This is a genomic window from Sphaerisporangium sp. NBC_01403 (assembly GCF_045040145.1).
In the GTDB taxonomy this organism is placed as follows: Bacteria; Actinomycetota; Actinomycetes; order Streptosporangiales; family Streptosporangiaceae; genus Sphaerisporangium; species Sphaerisporangium viridialbum.
On sequence record NZ_CP109534.1, the window covers coordinates 3,698,622 to 3,714,860 of the forward strand.

The window sequence follows — 16,239 nt, forward strand, 5'->3', positions numbered from 1 at the left end:
TCAGGCGGCGATGACGGCCACGCCGACGCGGCCGCCGTCGACGTCGAGCACCGTGCCGTGCACGAAGGCCGACTCGTCACTGGCGAGGTACACCGCGGCGTGCGCGACGGCGTCCGGCGTGCCCGAGGCGCCGGCAGGAGTGCCCTTCATCATGACGTCGCCCGGGTGCGCGGCGTCCGGTACGGGCGTGTGGACCACCCCGGGCGAGATGGCGTTGACGCGCACGCCGGCGGGGCCGAACTCGGCCGCCCACGCCTTCGTCAGCGTCTCCACCGCGCCCTTGGTGGAGCTGTACAGCGCGCCGACCGGGATGCCGAGGCGGGCGACCCACGAGCCGAGGTTGATGATCGTGCCGCCGCCCGCCTTGACCATGGCGGGTGCGACCGCCGCGGTGAGGAAGAACGGCGCCTTGACGTTGACCGCGTACACCCGGTCGAAGGTCGCCTCGTCGGTGTCCGTGGTGGTCGAGCCGGGGTAGATTCCGGCGTTGTTGACCAGGATGTCGATGCGCCCGCCGAGCACGCGGGTCGCCTCGTCGGCCAGGGCCTCGCTGGTCCTCGCGGTGCCGTCGAGCTCCACCGCGACGAAGTCCGCGCGGCCCCCCGCGGCCCTGATCCGCTCGACCACCTCGGCGCCGCGCTCCTTGCTGCGGCCCGACACGACGACGTGCGCCCCCTCGGCGGCGAACGCGACCGCGATGGCCCGCCCGATGTTGCTGGTGGCTCCCGTGACGAGCGCCGTCTTGTTCGAAAGGCGTGTGCCCATGCCGCTGTCTCCCCTTATCCGCAGGTCATACGTGCCGGCGGCCCACCGAATGGACCGCATAGTCCAGTACGCTAGCACGCATCTGGACCGCACGGTCCAATGCTCCGGCCGCGCCCGAGGGTCCGCGCGCCTTCTATCGTGGTGTCCATGGAGCGAGTGCTGACTTCCAAGGGCGCTGCCACCCGGCAGCGCATCGTCGAGGGCGCGGCCACGCTGATGCGTGAGCGGGGCCTCGCGAACGTGAGCCTGGACGACATCCGGGCGGCGACCTCGACGAGCAAGAGCCAGCTGTTCCACTACTTCCCCGAGGGCAGGGCCGACCTGATGCTGGCCGTGGCCGGTCACGAGGCCGAGCAGGTGCTGGCCGACCAGCAGCCGATGCTCGGCGACCTGACCACCTGGGGCAAGTGGCAGGCCTGGCGCGAGCGGGTGATCGAGAACTACGACGTGCAGCGCCAGAGCTGCCCGCTGTCGGCCCTCACTTCTCAGCTCGGCGAGGGGAACCCCGCGACGCGGGCCATCGTCACCGACCTGCTCGACCGGTGGCACGCCTACCTCGCCACCGGGGTACGGGCCCTGACGGAGGCCGGCGAGATCGACGCGAGCACCGACGCCGACCAGGCCGCCACCGCCATCCTGACCGCCGTCACCGGCGGCGCGGCCATGCTGCAGGCGACCGACCGCATCACCTACCTGGAGGTGTCGCTGACCTCGGCCCTCGACGGCCTGCGCGGCCCCGGCGCCCGCCCGCGACGCGACGCCGGCGCGGCCTGAGCCTCAGGACACCGGCCTCAGGACACCCGCCTCAGGACACCGGCCTCAGGGCACCTGGTCACGAGGAGGCCTGGGCCTCCACCAGGGCGTCGCCCGCGTCCGTCCGGAAGTAGAGCACGGAGCGCCCGGCACGCCGCCGCCGCACCAGGCGGGCGTCGAGCAGCACCTTGAGGTGGCGGCCCACCGACCCGAGCCCCTGGCCGGTCAGCGCCACGAGCTGTGTGGTGCTCTTCGGCGTGCCGAGCAGCACCAGGACGCCCGCACGCGCGGGACCGAGCAACGCACCCAGAGCCTCGGGCACCGGAGCCCGGCCCGCCTCGGCCAGCGCGCCCGAGCACGGGTACACCACGGCGTACCGGTGCGCGTCCCACGAGACCCAGCTCTCGCGTGAGGTGACGGGGACGAACATCAACGGCGCCCCGGCGAGCTCTCGCGGCGGGTTGGCGTGGGTGTTGATCTGCAGCCGGCTCTCCCCGAGCCAGCGCATCCCTGGGCGCATGTCATCCAGGGCCGCGGCCCACCCGCCCTGGCTCAACTGCGCCGTACGCGCGACGACGTCGGCCTCGATGACCCGCCGGCGCCGCGGCCAGTACGGCAGCACGGTCCGCGTCCACACCCACTCCAGCAGGTCGGCCGCGCGTTCCGGCAGGTCGGAGCGGTTCAGCCGGGCGGGAAGCGGGCCGCCCAGCGACACGGTCAGGTCGGCGCGGGCGCTCTCGGGCGCAGTCTCCCGTACGCGCCCCAGCTCCCGCGCGAAGGTGGTCTCACTCTCGCCCGTGGGCGTGGGGGTGAGGAAGTCGGCGTTCCAGGTGGGCGCGAACGCGGCCCGTATGAGCAGCGCGGTGATCGGATCACGGGCCAGCCGCTCCTGGTAGGCGGGCCGGTGGGAGTCGAGCCAGGCACGCTCCCCCGGGTGCGCGGCCGTCCCCCGCTTCAGGGTCTTCAGGCTCGCGATGGCCTCGGCCAGCGGGGAGACGACGAACCGGCTGCCCGCGAGCGTGTCCGCGTTGACCTGCCACCAGCCCAAGTTTCGCCTCCCCGCGAAACAATAACGTCCCCGCGGGGGGATCTCCGAGACTCCGGCCATGCGCACCTATCGAGACCTCTTCCGGACGCCGGAGTTCACGCCGTTCTTCCTCGCGTCCGCCGGGCAGGTGGCGGCCCAGACGGTGAGCGGCCTTGCCCTGGGCACGCTGGTCTACACGGCGACCGGATCGCCGCTGCTGTCCGCCCTCGCCATGTTCGGGCCCTCCCTCATGCAGGTGGTCGGTGCGACGACGCTGCTGTCGGCGGCCGACCGGCTGCCGCCGCGCGCCGCGATGACGGGCCTGGCACTGGTCTTCGGGCTCGCCACCGCCGCTCTGGCCATCCCCGGCCTGCCCGTGTGGGCCGTCTTCACCGTGCTCCTGGGCCAGGGGATGATCGCCTCGCTGGGCGGCGGGGTGCGCTACGGGCTGCTCAACGAGATCCTCGCCAGGGAGGGCTACCTGCTCGGCCGCTCGGTGCTCAACATGTCCGTCGGGACCATGCAGATCTGCGGGTTCGCGACCGGAGGCGTGCTCGTGACCACCCTGTCGCCGCGCGGCACACTGCTCGTCGGCGCCGCCCTGTACCTCGCGGGCGCGGCCGTCTCCCGGTTCGGCCTCAGCGGGCGCCCCCCGCGCGCCGCCGGACGCCCGTCGATCGCCGGGACCTGGCGGAACAACGCCCGGCTGTGGTCCTCGGTCCCCCGCCGCCGCGTCTACCTCGCCCTCTGGGTGCCCAACGGGCTGGTCGTCGGCTGCGAGTCCCTGTACGTCTCCTACGCGCCCCGGCACGCGGGACTGCTGTTCGCCTGCGGCGCGCTCGGCATGCTGGCCGGGGACACCCTGACCGGCCGGTTCGTCCCCACCCGGTGGAGAGAGCGGCTCCCCATCCCGCTGTACCTGCTGCTCGCCGTCCCGTACCTGGTCTTCGTACTGCGCCCGGCGCTGCCCCTCGCCGTCGCGGCCGTCACGCTCGCCGCCGTCGGGTATTCGGCCAGTCTGCTGCTCCAGGAGCGCCTGATGTCGCTGACGCCGGACGAGCTGAGCGGGCACGCGCTCGGCCTGCACTCCGCCGGCATGCTGACAATGCAGGGCGTGGGCGCCGCCCTGGCGGGAAGCCTCGCCCAGTTCACCTCGCCCTCGACGGCGATGACCCTGCTGGCGGCGGCCTCCGTCGCCGTCACGCTCACGCTGGCTCCCGGCCTTCACCGCGGACGGCCGGGCCAGGTGGCCGCGGGCGCGCGCCCGCGGCCACTGGCGGAAGACCGGCGCTGAGGGTCAGGGGGCCGGGCTCGGGGGCACGGTCACGGTCTGGGTCACCGTCGGCTCGGCCGTGGAGGTCTCGGTCGGTGTCTCGGTGGGGGTTCCGGTCGGGGTCTCGGTGGGGGTCTCAGTGGGAGTCGCGGTTGGGGTCTCGGTAGGGGTCTCCGTCGGGGTGGGGGTGGGGGCCGGCGTCTCGGTGGGGCACGGCTTGGGGGCACGCCACTGTAGGTTGCCCGGCTGCCAGTGCTTGGGAGCCCACCAGCCCTTGCCGCGCCAGAAGTTCTTGCTGGGCCGCGTCAGATCGAAGACCCAGGCGGCCGTCGTCGTCTCCCCCTGGGGCGCGGCCGTCGTCGGCTCCACCTGAGGCGCGACCGGCGTCGGCACGCCCTGGGGCGGGACGGCCGTCGGGGAGTCCTGAGGCGGCGCGGTCGTCGGCACGCTCTGGGACGGGACCGGCGTCGGCGCGTCCTCAGGCGGAACCGGCGTCGGCGCGTCCTCTGGCGGGACCGGCGTCGGTGCGTCCTGGGGCGGGACCGGCGTCGAGTCGCCTTGGGCCACGGAGGTCACCGACACCCAGTCGCCCTGCTTGACCTTGGTGTCGCCCCGCCGTCCCGACACGGTCCGGGTGGCGTCGCCGATCGCGTACACCCTCTCGAAGCCGTCCTGGCTCTTCACGGTGATCGCGTCCTCGGCCACGACGGTGGCCTGCCCGGTCTGGGTGAACAGCACCGGGAAGACGCAGCCCTTCGCCGGCACGACGAACTCGCCGTGCGGGGTGCCGATGAAGCGCCAGGCGTCCGCGGCGGACACCGTGACGGTGGGAGCCGGCGTCGGCGTTTCCGTGGGGGTTTCGGTCGGAGTTTCGGTCGGGGTCCCGGTGGGCGTTTCCGTGGGGGTCTCAGTCGGGCTCTCAGTCGGGGTCTCGCTGATCGTCGCCGTGGGAGTCGGCGTCCCCGTCGGGGGGGTGGTAGGCGATGACGCCGACGCCGCGGCCGCTTCGACGCCGCCCGACGCCGCCAGCACGAGAGCTGCGGCGAAGAACAGTGGGCGTGGGATGCGCCAGCGTGGCCCGCCCGGTTCGGTCGACACTTCTTCGTTTGGCTTGTCAGGGGTTGCTGGCGTCACCATGTCCTCCAACTGGCTGATCTGATCGAACTCGCGCCGAAGCGACTGCGGCATGACAGAGTCGTTCGCTTGCCCGTGCGGACGACGATCACCTCCGGCCTCTGAGTCCGGCTGCAATGGCGCGGGAAAGCCTGCCCGCTTTCTCGGCGCCCAAGCGGGCAAATCAGCCGATCACCCTCAGCGGGGGAGGCTTTTAGCAGGTCACCGTAAGGTTACGAAAGTTGAAAAAAATCTGCTTTCGTCCGCGATCGCCGGGGGGACGCCCGCTACCGGTCGAAGGGCCGGGCCATCTCGTCGAAGACCTCGTCCATGATCTCGCCCAGAGTGCGCGACTCGTGCTCGTCGGTCCACATGTGCGTGGCGATGCGCAGCGCGACCAGGAAGGCGGCCGCCATCACGCGGGTCCGCGTGCCGGTGCCGGAGCCGGCGTCGCCGCGCCGGGCGATGGCCTCGGCGAGCTCGCGTTCGAGGTTGGCGTGGTTGGCCAGCTGCCTCGCCAGCAGCGAGGGGTGCCGCTTGGCGAGCGAGGCGCGGACGGCCCACTCCCTTTCGGGTCCGCCCGTTTCGCGGTAGAGATCGTGCACGGCCTCGCTCAACGCCCGCCAGGCCGGCTCCTCGGCGGGGCGGGCGCGGACCCGCTCGACCATGAGGCGGATGCGCTGCTCGTCGCCGTAGAGGAGGGCGTCCTCCTTGCTGGCGAAGTAGTTGGAGAAGGTGCGCCGCGAGACGTTGGCGGCGTCGGCGATCGCCTCGACGGTGACGTGGTCGAGTCCGTGCTCCACGGCCAGCCGCAGCGCGGCCTCGTGAACCGCCTGCCGCGTCTCGGCCTTCTTGCGCTCGCGCAACCCGACTGTGGTCGTCATGACACGGACAGCTTACCGTTGCTTCAAACATGCCTAGTGCGCAAACTTGCCCAATGCGCATGTATGGTGTTCGAGTCCCTTCCTGAATGACCGAATCGGAGGTCGCGCGTGAGCGCACAACCGGTCACCGCGCACGACGCGGAGCCGATGAGCCACCGGCAGATCCTCGAAGCGCTGAGCGGGCTGCTCCTCGTGCTGTTCGTGGCGATGATCAGCGGCACGATCGTGTCGGTGGCGCTGCCGCAGATCATCGGCGCGCTGGACGGCACCCAGTCGCAGTACACCTGGGTGATCACCGCGTCGCTGCTCGCCGCGACCGCGTCCACCCCGATCTGGGGCAAGCTGGCCGACCTGTTCAGCAAGAAGCTGCTCCTCCAGATCTCCATCGTGATCTTCATGGTCAGCTCGCTGGCCTGCGGGTTCGCGCAGAACACCGGCCAGCTCATCGCCTTCCGCGCCCTGCAGGGCCTCGGCATGGGCGCCCTGCAGATCCTGGTCCAGGTCGTCCTGGCCGCGATGATCACCCCCAAGCAGCGGGGACGCTACAACGGCTACCTCGGCGCCGTGATGGCCGTGGCCACCGTGGCAGGGCCGCTGCTCGGCGGCCTCATAGCCGACACCTCGTGGCTGGGCTGGCGCTGGTGCTTCTTCATCGCCGTGCCGTTCACCGCGATCGCCTTCGTCCTGCTGCACAAGACGCTCCACGTCGTCACCGTCCGCCGCCCGGACACCAGCGTCGACTACGCGGGCGCCACGCTGATCGCCGCGGGCGTCAGCATCCTGCTCATCTGGATCACCTTCGTCGGCAACTCCTTCGACTGGATCTCCTGGCAGACCGCGGTCATCGCCGGCGGCGGGGTGCTCGTGCTGGCGGCCGCCACCTGGGTGGAGTCGCGGGTCAAGGAACCGGTGGTGCCGCTGCACATCGTCCGCAGGCGCACCCCCGCCCTGGCGATCCTCGCCAGCCTCGCGGTGGGCATGGCGATGTTCGGCGGAGCGGTGTTCCTGGGCCAGTACTTCCAGATCGGCCGGGGCTACAGCCCCACCGAGGCCGGGCTGCTGACCATCCCGCTGATGCTCGGGGTGCTGCTCTCCTCCACCATCTCCGGGCGGCTCGTATCCAGGAGCGGCCACGTCAAGCCGTACATCGTGACGGGCGCGATCGTGCTCACGCTCGGTTTCCTCGGGCTGTCCACCATCGACCACGAGACCTCGCTGGTGCTCGTGTCGGGCGGGATGCTGCTGGTGGGCATCGGCGTCGGCATGTCCATGCAGAACCTCGTGCTGGCCATCCAGAACACCGTCCCGCTGCGGGAGCTGGGCGCCGCCAGCGGCGCCGTCACGTTCTTCCGCTCACTGGGCGGCACCTTCGGGGTCTCGGTCCTCGGCGCGGTCCTGGCCAACCGGGTGGCCGCCGGCATCGCGGAAGGCTTCGCGAAGGCGGGCATCCAGCCGTCCGGCTCGTCGGGCGGCTCCCTCAACCTCGCCGCGCTGCCCGAGGCCGCGAGGACGGTCGTCCGCGCGGCGTACGGCGACGCCACGGGGCACATCTTCCTCGTCTCCGCCGGGATCAGCGTGGTCGGCGTCGTCGCCACGCTCTTCCTCAAGCCGACCAAGCTGCGCGACAGCCTGGACCTGCCAGACGCCCCCAAGGCCGACGAGCGGGAACTGCGGCCCGCCGGCGAGGCGCTGACCTGACACCTCCCTGACTCTACGGACATGTCGCATTCGCTGCGGTGGCCGCGCTGGTGCTCTGGCTCGTCGTCCGACCCTGAGCCGGGTGGCGTGGGACGCGTCCCGTGCCACCCGGCCGGACGGCTCTAGCGGTACCAGTTGGCGTACACGTGACCGTCGGCGCTCCCCATGAAGACGCGCGGCTGCTGCGGCGCCGTCGGCGACTCCTTGGTTGTGATGAAACCGAGCCCCGCCGTGGCCTGTGCGCTGAGCCCGCCGTGCTGCTCCCACACCCAGGTGCCGCCGGTCCAGCGGTTGGCCCAGACCGACCCCTCGCCGTCGGTGACCAGGACGATGGGGTTCTGCAGACCGCCGGGCTTGTCCTGGACGGTCACGGCGCCGAGGCCGAGCCTGACCGGCCTGCCGTCCGCTGAGCCGTGGTCCCTCCACTGGCGGACGGTGCCGTTGGACCAGTTGGCCCACAGGTGCCCATCGTCCGCGACCACGAACACGTACGGCCTGTTCGGCTGGCCGGCCCAGTCCTGCACGGTCAGCGCGCCCGCCGCGCCGGTGATGGCGTGGCCGGGCACCGCGCCGAGGTCGGTCCACTGCCAGGTCTCCAGGTCGGAGACGCAGCCCCACAGCCGTCCGTCGGTGCCGAGGACGTAGACGTGGAGGAGCTCGTTCGGATTCTGCCCGTCCGACACCGCGAGCACGCCCATCGCCTGGGCGACGTCCACATTGGGCGGGTGACCGAGGTTCGTCCAGCGCCAGACGCTGGAAGCGCTGTTCCACCAGTTCACCCACACGTTGCGGTCGTCGCATCGCACGACCGCGAACGGCTGGGCTCCCGCGCTCGGCGTCCGCGCGAGCGCCACCGCGCCGAGGCCCGCGGTGACGGTGCACCCCGTCGGCGTGCCGTCCTGCCTGGTCCAGACCCACTCCTTGCCGGTCCACCAGTTGATCCAGAGGTTCTCGTCCTTGCCGCGGACGAAGACGTACGGCCTGTCCGCCTGCGGCGTGTCGTGGATGGCGGTGACGCCGACCCCGAACGACAGGTCTCCGCCCTGGTGCCTCCAGTGCCATCCGCGGTCGTCCTGCCAGTTCAGCCAGAGATGGCCGTCGGCACCCTGGACGAACACGTACGGGTGGCCCTCCGATCGGGCGTTCTCCCGTACCGCCACCGCCCCGATGCCCCGCGCCACCGTCGAGGTGAGCGGGGTCCCGAGGTCGGCCCAGTGCCAGCCGGGGCCGGTATCGAGCGCCCGCCGCATCCAGGCCACGAGGAACTGCGAGACGATCGTCACCGCGTCCGACAGGAGCGAGGGAACGACTATGTCCGCCATCTTCTGGTACGCAGGGGTGAACCACACGTACTGGCGGGTCACGGGGTCCTGCACGACCTTGCGGTAGTAGAGCTTCGAGGCCTTCGCCGCCACGACGAGGTACGGTCCGGGCGATGTGCCGAGCCCGCAAGCCTGGTACTTCGCGGGCGTCTTGACCGTGGACTGGATCTCCATGGCGTAGCTCTCGAAGTCGGTGTGGTAGAAGGGGTTCGGCCACGACATGCCCGCGATGAAGTTCCCCGAGTGCATCGGCTGTGTCAGGTCGGTCAGGTAGTGCAGGGCCAGGCCGAGCGCGTAGCCCGCCTCGCCGAGCCGCTCGGCCTGGTACTCGGCGACGGCCTGCTCGAAGTACATCGTCCCTTCGGTCAGCGCCGTCGGGAAGTTGAACCCGAACCAGTTCCGGTCGTTCGCGGGGTCGTAGAAGTGCGACATGTACGTGGCCTGGCCGTACATGGGGTTGTTGTACTGCGGCAGGAAGTCCGCGTCGTTGAGCCCCTGGCACAGGTTGTCGTGAAAGGCGTTGCCGAGCCTCCCCTTGAACGGCTGCACCAGCGCCAGCAGGCGCGCGCCGACCTCGGGCTCCTGACCTGCGAGCGCGGCGCCCCGGTTGACGATCCAGAGGTGGGTGCTCCGCGCCTCGTCGAAGACGGACTCCGCGTCCCAGAAGGCCACGCCCTTGGCCGGCCTGCCGTGAGTCGCCTCCATGGATTCGCCCGAGGCCGCCCGCCGCACAGGCCTGCCCTCCGAGTCGAGCACCCACACGTCGCCCCCGCCGGCCGACACCTGGATCGCCGGGCCGCCCGCCGGGAACCAGGTGCCGAGGTAGAGATGGAGCCCGCCTTCCTTGTCGACGGCGTACGCGGCGCCCTCCGGCATGGCGCTGAGGTCGGTGAAGTACGTTCCCTCCGGAGGCGTGCCGACCTTGGTCCAGTCCCCGTCGTCAGGCTCGTACCGCAGGACCGAACCGCCGCACAGGACCATCACCACGCCGTCGGCGGTGACCGAGACCCTCGTGGCCTTGCCCTCCGGGAGGGCGACGGGTGCCCAGTAGTCCGGCGCGTCCACGAACCGGTACGCCGTACCCGCCGCGTCGACGCCCCAGACGATGCCGTTCCCGGCCGCGGAGATCCAGCTCAGCCTGCCCGGCACCACCGTGTGCCCCCACCCGTCGGCCGAACGCTCCGCCCGGTGGACGCCGCCCGCATCGTCGAGTCCCCACAGGCTCGTACGGTCCACCGCCGCCAGGCGGGCGAGCGGCAGGTCGAGGCCTGCCGTGCTCCACAGGCTGAGGTGCCGCACGTACTGCTGGACACCGTCGTCGCGGCAGACGACCCAGGCGCTGCCGCGGCTGCCGACGGACATCCGCGCGACGCCTTTCGCCGACGGCGCGGGCAGCGCCGTCCAGCGCGTCCCCTTCGGCTCGAACTCGTAGACCGTGCCCGAGTCGCCGAGCACCCAGACCGTGATGTCGTCCCCGCAGGCGATCGACGTGACGGGGTCTTCGCCGGGGGCGGGCACGTTCTCCCACGCGTCCCCGCCGTCGTACTGCATGACCGCGCCGGACGAGCCGATCCCCCACAGCCAGCCGGACGCGCCGGCGCCGAACGACCGCAGCCTCTCGGGCGGCGGGGTGAGCGGTGACCACCCCGACGAATCCAGCCGTGACAGGACCCCGGACGCGTCCAGGGCGAAGACCGACCCGTCGGAGGTGGCGTGCAACTCCTCGACCGGCGCCTTCGCGGGGCCGGGAACGGCGGTCCAGGTCGCTGCGCCGGCGTCGTACCGGTGGACGGCCCCCGAGGTGTCGACGCCCCACACGGTCGCGGCGTCCACGGCCGCGAGGGTGGCGAGCGTCGCGCCGGGGATCGGGCCGAGCCACTGCCAGATGCCGCTGTACACGAGAAGCGCGCCCTTCTCGTCGACCCCGAAGACCGAGCCGTCCGCCGCCGCGCTGACGCGGGCCGGTGAGCCGGGACGCGGCTGCCAGGTCTCGGCGTGCTCGGTGTTCTGGACCAGCGCGCCCGCCGGATCCAGCCCCCAGACCGAACCGTCCCCCGCCACGCTGATGGACCTCAGCGTGGGAACCACCCCGTCACGGTCTCCCGCTCCTGGCTCGCTGAGAAACCGCCGCTCGTCTGATCCCATGGTGACCCCTGTACCTTCCGACGCTGCCTCTCCACCGACAGTGCTCCCGCCGCATTGCCAACCAATCGACAACGGATGTGGGGGGGCGTGACCGCATTGCAGAGCGACGGCTCGCAGGGCCGGGCGGGAATCGGAAGGGGGCGTGAAGACTGTGTTACATCACCGGCGTCCGTATATCTCCCCTGGGTGGCGTTGCGAAAGGGTGGGAACCGTCACCACCCGGGAGGATCCTCGATGCTCAAGCGCACCCCCCTGTTCGGCCGTAAGACCCGCATCACCTTCGCGTTGCCCGCCTACGATCCCTCGGGCGTCGTCAGCGTCGTGGGCGACTTCAACGACTGGTGCCCCGGGCGCCATGAACTGCGGCGCCGCAGCAACAGCACCCGCACCGTCTCGGTGATCCTCCCCCCGGGCGTCCACCGGTTCCGCTACCTCGGCACCGGCGGCCTGTGGTTCGACGACGAGACCGCCGACGGCATCGACCACCTGGGCAGCCTGATCCACCTGTGATCCCCCGGGAGTCGTTCAGGCCGTTCCCGGGCCGCTCCGGATGAGCCAGCGAAGCAGACGAGTGATCTCCACCGGCACGGCCCCCTCCGCCTCCCCCACCCGCCCGGCGAACCGCCCACTGCGCGGTCAGCCGCATCATCGACGCCTCCTCGGCCAGGAAGCGCGGCCCGTACTCGGTACGGCCGAGCCCTACCAGGCCGGTGAGCGCCTCGACGCGTACCCGCGCCGAGGCGCCGTCCAGGAGCGCCACGAGCATCTCGGGACGATCACGCGCGACGGACGCCGACAACCGAGCACGCTCGGGCCGCGTCTTCACTTGCGTCCCATCTGTCCTGACAGGAGTCGACTTGCGCGTCCGCTCTGTTCTTCTCCCCGCCGCCGCCCTCGCCGGTGGCATACTCCTCTCCTTGCACCCGGCCCACGCCGCCGTCCCGGAGGCGCGAGAGGGCTCGCGCGTCGGCACCGACATCGTGGAGTACCGGTGCGCCACCGGCATGGCCGAGACGCAGAACATCAAGGTCAAGGTCGAGCTGACGATGCCGGCCGACGCCAGGACGGGCGAGCAGATGACCATCGGCTGGCGCGGCACCTACATCGAGGGCTCCGAGTTGAAGGCGCCCGCCGGTGGGCTGGCCGGTGACCTCAACCTGTACGCGTACGCGTCCATCAGCGGGATCACCAAGCTGACCTCCGCCACCGGAGTCGGCACGCTCGGCGCGGTCAGCGCGGGCGAGATCATCGCGCTGCCGACAGAGGTGGTCGGCATGAAGACGAAGACTTCCAACGCGGGCGCGGGAACCGTGAGGCCCGCTGCGATCAACTTCGGGCCACGCCCCGATACGCGGTCGATCGAGTGCGAGGTCCTGAACCGGGACGACCTGACGACCTACAACCTCACCGTCACCGCGGACGGCCTGACGAGCAGCCCCACCCCGACGACCACGAGCCCGACACCGACCCGCACCGCCACCGCCACCGCCACCGCCACCGCCACCGCCACCGCCACCGCCACCGAAACGGAGACCGAGGTCGCAAGGGTCGGCAACACCAGGGTGACGAAGACCCCGGCGGGGGCCGCCGAGACCGGGGGCGGCGGCGACGCGGGCCCGGACGGGCGCATATTCGTGCTGGCCGGCCTCCTGCTCCTCCTGGCGGCCACCACCGGCCTCCTCCTACGCCGTCGCACCCCCTCGCGGGGATGAAGGAGCCTTCGCCCCCGGATGCCGCACGTTCGAGCGGGCGACCGGACGCGAGGCGTGGTCTGGGGGGCGGGATGGCGGGTTGAGTAGGGGGGTACTCATGCTGGATCGGTCCAAAGGGCCGGATGGTGGCGGTATGTCTACCGGCCCCCTACGCACGGCCCTCGCCCTCCTTATGATCACCCTGGGCCTGACCGTCGCCACCGCCACACCCGCAAGAGCGGCGAGCACTCAGCCGCTCACCGTGCGCATCCTCCTGGTGAGCTGCGTCGATCCCTGCCGCAACGAAGGACTCGAAAGCGCCGGAGAGAGCGCCCCCGACTTCTACGGAGAGATCACCTTCGCCGGCTTCCCCACGTTCACCACCCCGAGAGCGGCCGAGGACCAGGTGCAGGTCGCGCCGTTCTGGACGCTGACCCAGCAGGTCCCGACCACGGTCGTCGACCAGGAGATCTCCGTCCTGATCAAGGACCACGACTCCACGTCGGGTGACGACTGGGCCGACACCTCCCCCCGGGCAGGCGATCCCTACACCCGGTTCAAGGTCAACATGATCCACGGCACCGTCTCGGGCGACATGACCTCGTCCGTCCAGTGCGTCACCGGCAACGGCGAGCCGGGCGGCGGGATCTTCGGGAGCGACCCGCAGCCCGCCGTGGAGGTGTGCATCGAGATCACCCCGAACAGCGTCACCGACTCCGACGGGGACGGCTACACCGACTACGAGGAGTACCGCGGCGTCGACTTCAACGACGACAACGTCATCGACCTGTCGCTGCCCGACCTCGGCGCCGACCCCACCCGGCGCGACATCTACGCCGAGATCGACTGGATGCGCGGCGAGAAGCCACAGGACGGCGTGCTGTCCAGGGTCGAGCAGGTGTTCTCGAACGCCCTGGTGACCAACCCCCAGACATCTGCCGACGGCCTGGCACTCCATCTGATACCCGATGAGGAGCTGCCGTTCGCCGAGGCGATCGACTTCGGCGACACCCGCGCCCCCGGCACGTACGACGACTTCGACGACCTCAAGCAGGGCAACCCGGCCAAGGCCTGCGGCCCGGACGCCACCGGCAACTTCGGCACCGACGCCGACCGGGCCGGCCCGCTGTGCGACAAGATCATGCTGTACAAGCGGCTGCACTTCCGCTACGGGATCTTCATCAACGGCCTGACGGACAGCGGGACCACCTCGGGCCGGGCGGAGCTGGACGACCGGGGCTCCAACGACTTCGTCGTGTCCCTCGGCCGCTGGACCACGAAGATGTTCGGCGAGGTCGGCGGGCGCGCCGCCGCAGAGCAGGCGACGCTGCTGCACGAGCTCGGCCACACCTTCGGCCTCGGCCACGGCGGCCGGTACGACAACGGGACCGTCGACCTGGTCAACTGCAAGCCGAACTACCAGAGCGTCATGAGCTACTCCTGGCAGTTCGCGGGCATCGACCCCGGCCGCCCCCTCGACTACCAGCGGTTCGGCAAGGCGACCCTGAAGGAGACCGACCTCGACGAGACCAACGACCCGGGCCTCCCGGGCGTCGTCCGCCCGGTCATCTACGGCGTCGGCGGCGTGGTGGCCAAAGGCCCGGCGGACGACCCGATCGACTGGACCGGCGACGGGCCGCCGTTCTCCAGCAGCGCCTCCGCCAACATCAACCGCATCACGGCCCTCGGCCCGGACTGCGACAAGGCCGCCAGTGATGAGACCCTCCTCAGCAACCCCGACTGGGACCGCCTGGTCTACGACTTCACCAGCAGCCGCTACTTCTCCGACGGCGTGCACGGCCCGGCCGTGCCCGAGCTGACCGGGGACGCGGTGCTCCGCGTCAAGGCGGTCGACCTGACCGCGGGCATGACGGTCGACAAGCCCGACGCCGCCGGCGGCGACACGGTGACCGCCACCGTGACGATCGGGAACAAGGGGGCAAGCAGGTCCACCGCGACCTCGGTCACGTTCACGCCACCCGTGGGCGACCCGGTCACCCGGCAGCTGAGCGACCTGGCACACGGCCAGACGGCCACCGAGACGTTCACGTACACGGTGCCCTGTACGGCCATCGACGGCAGCACGCTGACCAGCACCGCCAAGGTCACCGGCAGGAACGCCGAAGGGGAGCCGGAGCTGGACGAGACGCTGGCCGACAACACGGCCACGGCCGCCACCAAGGTGCACGCGCCAGTCATGGCGGTGACCGCCACGGCGACCTCCTCGGTGAACGCGGGCGAGGCGATCACGTACACGGTCGGCCATCGCAACACCGGCAGCGCCCCGGCGACCGGGGCCACGCTGAAGTACACGCTGCCCGCCGGCGTCTACTACAGCCAGGCCCTCGACCAGGGAACAGGGCCGCGTCCGGCCACCGTGACCAGGAACGCCGACGGCACCACGACGCTGACCTGGAACCTCGCCACGGTCGCCGCCGGGGCGTCGGGCACCATCACGTTCACCGCGCGGCCCACCCTGCTGATGGAGGCGGGCGCCACGGTGACCGGGACGGCGAGCCTGTCCTACGGCGGGGCGAACGGCTGCACGTTCCCCCCGGCGACGGGATCGGCGCGGACCTCGATCACCGCGGTCGCGCCCAGCAGGCTGCCGATGCTCTCGGCGCTGTGGGGACTGCGGCAGGACCTGCGGACGCCCGAGGTGCTGGCCCGCACGCAGGCGACCGACACCCGTTTCGACGGGGCCGACGGCTCCGCCGCCGACGGCGCACTGTCCCAGCAGGAGGCCTCGGCCGTCCTGTTCCTCCCGGCGACGCAGCCGCGCACCTTGCGCGCGGAACTGCTGGCCACGACGTTCAACATGGCCTCCCGCCGGATCAACGCGGGCACCGCCGTCCGTACGATCACGACCCAGCGGCTGCACCTGAACACGGTCGGCGACGCCGTCCGCTACGCGCAGACCACCCTGGCCCAGCCGCCGACCCTGTCCAACCTCGTCCGCTACACCGATGCCACCCTGGCCCTCACCGAGATCAACTCAGGCGTGGCGGAACGCTACTAGTCACCACCGCGAACGCCTCCCAGGCCCGCCCTCGTGCGGCCTGGGAGGCTTCGTCATCGACGTACGGTCAGCCGCGCGCCGAACGTCCGAGGCCCGGGATGAGCACCGCGGCGACGACCAGGTGCATGCCTGCAAGCGCCAGCGTGCTCGCGGCGCCGACCGCGCCGAGCGGCCCGAGCAGCGACAGCACGAGCACCGCGACCGCGATGATCGTCCAGATCAGCCCCGGCCGGCTCGTCAACCGTTCCAGCGACGCGAGCAGCGCCCAGGCCGCCAGCCCCGCGACCAGGCTCGCCACCGCGACCGAAGCCGGACCTACGGACTGGACCGCCCCGCCGGCCCGGACGGCCAGATCGATTCCCGCCACCGGATCGGCCAGCGCCCAGACGGCGAGCGCCGCGACCGTCGCACCGGCCACCGTCAGCGGCCGCCGCGCGGCGGTACGGCCGGCGCGACCGGGTGTGGCATGAGCAGGAGTGGTTTCGCCCAACACTGCGCTTCCCCTTTCGACAACGGGCGGGCGGGGCATCCGCTGATGGCGGCCACGGC

At 71.6% G+C, this 16,239-nt stretch carries 12 protein-coding genes; 6 read left to right on the top strand and 6 right to left on the bottom strand.

The genetic code is table 11. The annotated features are described in order from the left end of the window. The gene (locus OG589_RS16965) at nucleotides 1-765 is read right to left on the bottom strand and encodes an SDR family NAD(P)-dependent oxidoreductase (RefSeq protein ID WP_405150154.1); all 765 of its coding nucleotides are present in this window, start codon (nucleotides 763-765) and stop codon (nucleotides 1-3) included. 147 nt (nucleotides 766-912) lie between these two features. Here OG589_RS16965 and OG589_RS16970 point away from each other — a divergent pair, with 147 nt between their 5' ends. Then, the gene (locus tag OG589_RS16970) at nucleotides 913-1,539 is read left to right on the top strand and encodes a TetR/AcrR family transcriptional regulator (protein WP_405150155.1); all 627 of its coding nucleotides are present in this window, start codon (nucleotides 913-915) and stop codon (nucleotides 1,537-1,539) included. 58 nt (nucleotides 1,540-1,597) lie between these two features. Here OG589_RS16970 and OG589_RS16975 read toward each other — a convergent pair whose 3' ends face one another. Further along, nucleotides 1,598-2,566 carry a transcriptional regulator gene (locus OG589_RS16975; protein WP_405150156.1) on the bottom strand — a complete coding sequence of 323 codons (969 nt, stop codon included), beginning with the start codon at nucleotides 2,564-2,566 and terminating at the stop codon, nucleotides 1,598-1,600. Between the two features lie 58 nt (nucleotides 2,567-2,624). Here OG589_RS16975 and OG589_RS16980 point away from each other — a divergent pair, with 58 nt between their 5' ends. After that, nucleotides 2,625-3,839, top strand: a complete 1,215-nt coding sequence (locus OG589_RS16980) for an MFS transporter (protein WP_405150158.1) — start codon at nucleotides 2,625-2,627, stop codon at nucleotides 3,837-3,839. Nucleotides 3,840-3,842: 3 nt separating this feature from the next. On the opposite strand, the gene OG589_RS16985 is transcribed toward OG589_RS16980, so the two are convergent. Beyond that, nucleotides 3,843-4,637, bottom strand: a complete 795-nt coding sequence (locus OG589_RS16985) for a hypothetical protein (protein ID WP_405150160.1) — start codon at nucleotides 4,635-4,637, stop codon at nucleotides 3,843-3,845. A gap of 581 nt (nucleotides 4,638-5,218) precedes the next feature. After that, nucleotides 5,219-5,815 (bottom strand): TetR/AcrR family transcriptional regulator, encoded by a 597-nt coding sequence (locus OG589_RS16990; RefSeq protein WP_405150161.1) that lies wholly within the window; start codon nucleotides 5,813-5,815, stop codon nucleotides 5,219-5,221. A gap of 147 nt (nucleotides 5,816-5,962) precedes the next feature. On the opposite strand from OG589_RS16990, the gene OG589_RS16995 reads away from it, so the two are divergent. After that, on the top strand, nucleotides 5,963-7,513 hold the full coding sequence (locus OG589_RS16995) for an MDR family MFS transporter (RefSeq protein WP_405152058.1): 1,551 nt from the start codon (nucleotides 5,963-5,965) through the stop codon (nucleotides 7,511-7,513). A gap of 122 nt (nucleotides 7,514-7,635) precedes the next feature. On the opposite strand, the gene OG589_RS17000 is transcribed toward OG589_RS16995, so the two are convergent. After that, nucleotides 7,636-10,980 (bottom strand): tectonin domain-containing protein, encoded by a 3,345-nt coding sequence (locus OG589_RS17000; protein WP_405150163.1) that lies wholly within the window; start codon nucleotides 10,978-10,980, stop codon nucleotides 7,636-7,638. Nucleotides 10,981-11,214: 234 nt separating this feature from the next. On the opposite strand from OG589_RS17000, the gene OG589_RS17005 reads away from it, so the two are divergent. The 3 genes from OG589_RS17005 (at nucleotide 11,215) to OG589_RS17015 (ending at nucleotide 15,690) form a co-directional block, all read left to right on the top strand. After that, complete coding sequence (locus tag OG589_RS17005; protein ID WP_405150164.1) at nucleotides 11,215-11,490, top strand: isoamylase early set domain-containing protein; 276 nt, start codon at nucleotides 11,215-11,217, stop codon at nucleotides 11,488-11,490. 347 nt (nucleotides 11,491-11,837) lie between these two features. Continuing rightward, nucleotides 11,838-12,692 (top strand): hypothetical protein, encoded by an 855-nt coding sequence (locus tag OG589_RS17010; RefSeq protein ID WP_405150166.1) that lies wholly within the window; start codon nucleotides 11,838-11,840, stop codon nucleotides 12,690-12,692. A gap of 133 nt (nucleotides 12,693-12,825) precedes the next feature. Further along, a complete protein-coding gene (locus OG589_RS17015) occupies nucleotides 12,826-15,690 on the top strand; it encodes a CARDB domain-containing protein (protein ID WP_405150168.1) in 2,865 nt (954 codons plus the stop codon). 67 nt (nucleotides 15,691-15,757) lie between these two features. Here OG589_RS17015 and OG589_RS17020 read toward each other — a convergent pair whose 3' ends face one another. Next, a complete protein-coding gene (locus OG589_RS17020) occupies nucleotides 15,758-16,183 on the bottom strand; it encodes a DUF6069 family protein (protein WP_405150169.1) in 426 nt (141 codons plus the stop codon). Nucleotides 16,184-16,239 lie beyond the last annotated feature (56 nt).

Coding starts and splice junctions, on each gene's coding strand:
- OG589_RS16965 (WP_405150154.1), bottom strand. CDS start 765: ATGGGCACACGCCTTTCGAACAAGACGGCGCTCGTCACGGGAGCCACC.
- OG589_RS16970 (WP_405150155.1), top strand. CDS start 913: ATGGAGCGAGTGCTGACTTCCAAGGGCGCTGCCACCCGGCAGCGCATC.
- OG589_RS16980 (WP_405150158.1), top strand. CDS start 2,625: ATGCGCACCTATCGAGACCTCTTCCGGACGCCGGAGTTCACGCCGTTC.
- OG589_RS16990 (WP_405150161.1), bottom strand. CDS start 5,815: ATGACGACCACAGTCGGGTTGCGCGAGCGCAAGAAGGCCGAGACGCGG.
- OG589_RS16995 (WP_405152058.1), top strand. CDS start 5,963: ATGAGCCACCGGCAGATCCTCGAAGCGCTGAGCGGGCTGCTCCTCGTG.
- OG589_RS17000 (WP_405150163.1), bottom strand. CDS start 10,980: ATGGGATCAGACGAGCGGCGGTTTCTCAGCGAGCCAGGAGCGGGAGAC.
- OG589_RS17005 (WP_405150164.1), top strand. CDS start 11,215: ATGCTCAAGCGCACCCCCCTGTTCGGCCGTAAGACCCGCATCACCTTC.
- OG589_RS17015 (WP_405150168.1), top strand. CDS start 12,826: ATGTCTACCGGCCCCCTACGCACGGCCCTCGCCCTCCTTATGATCACC.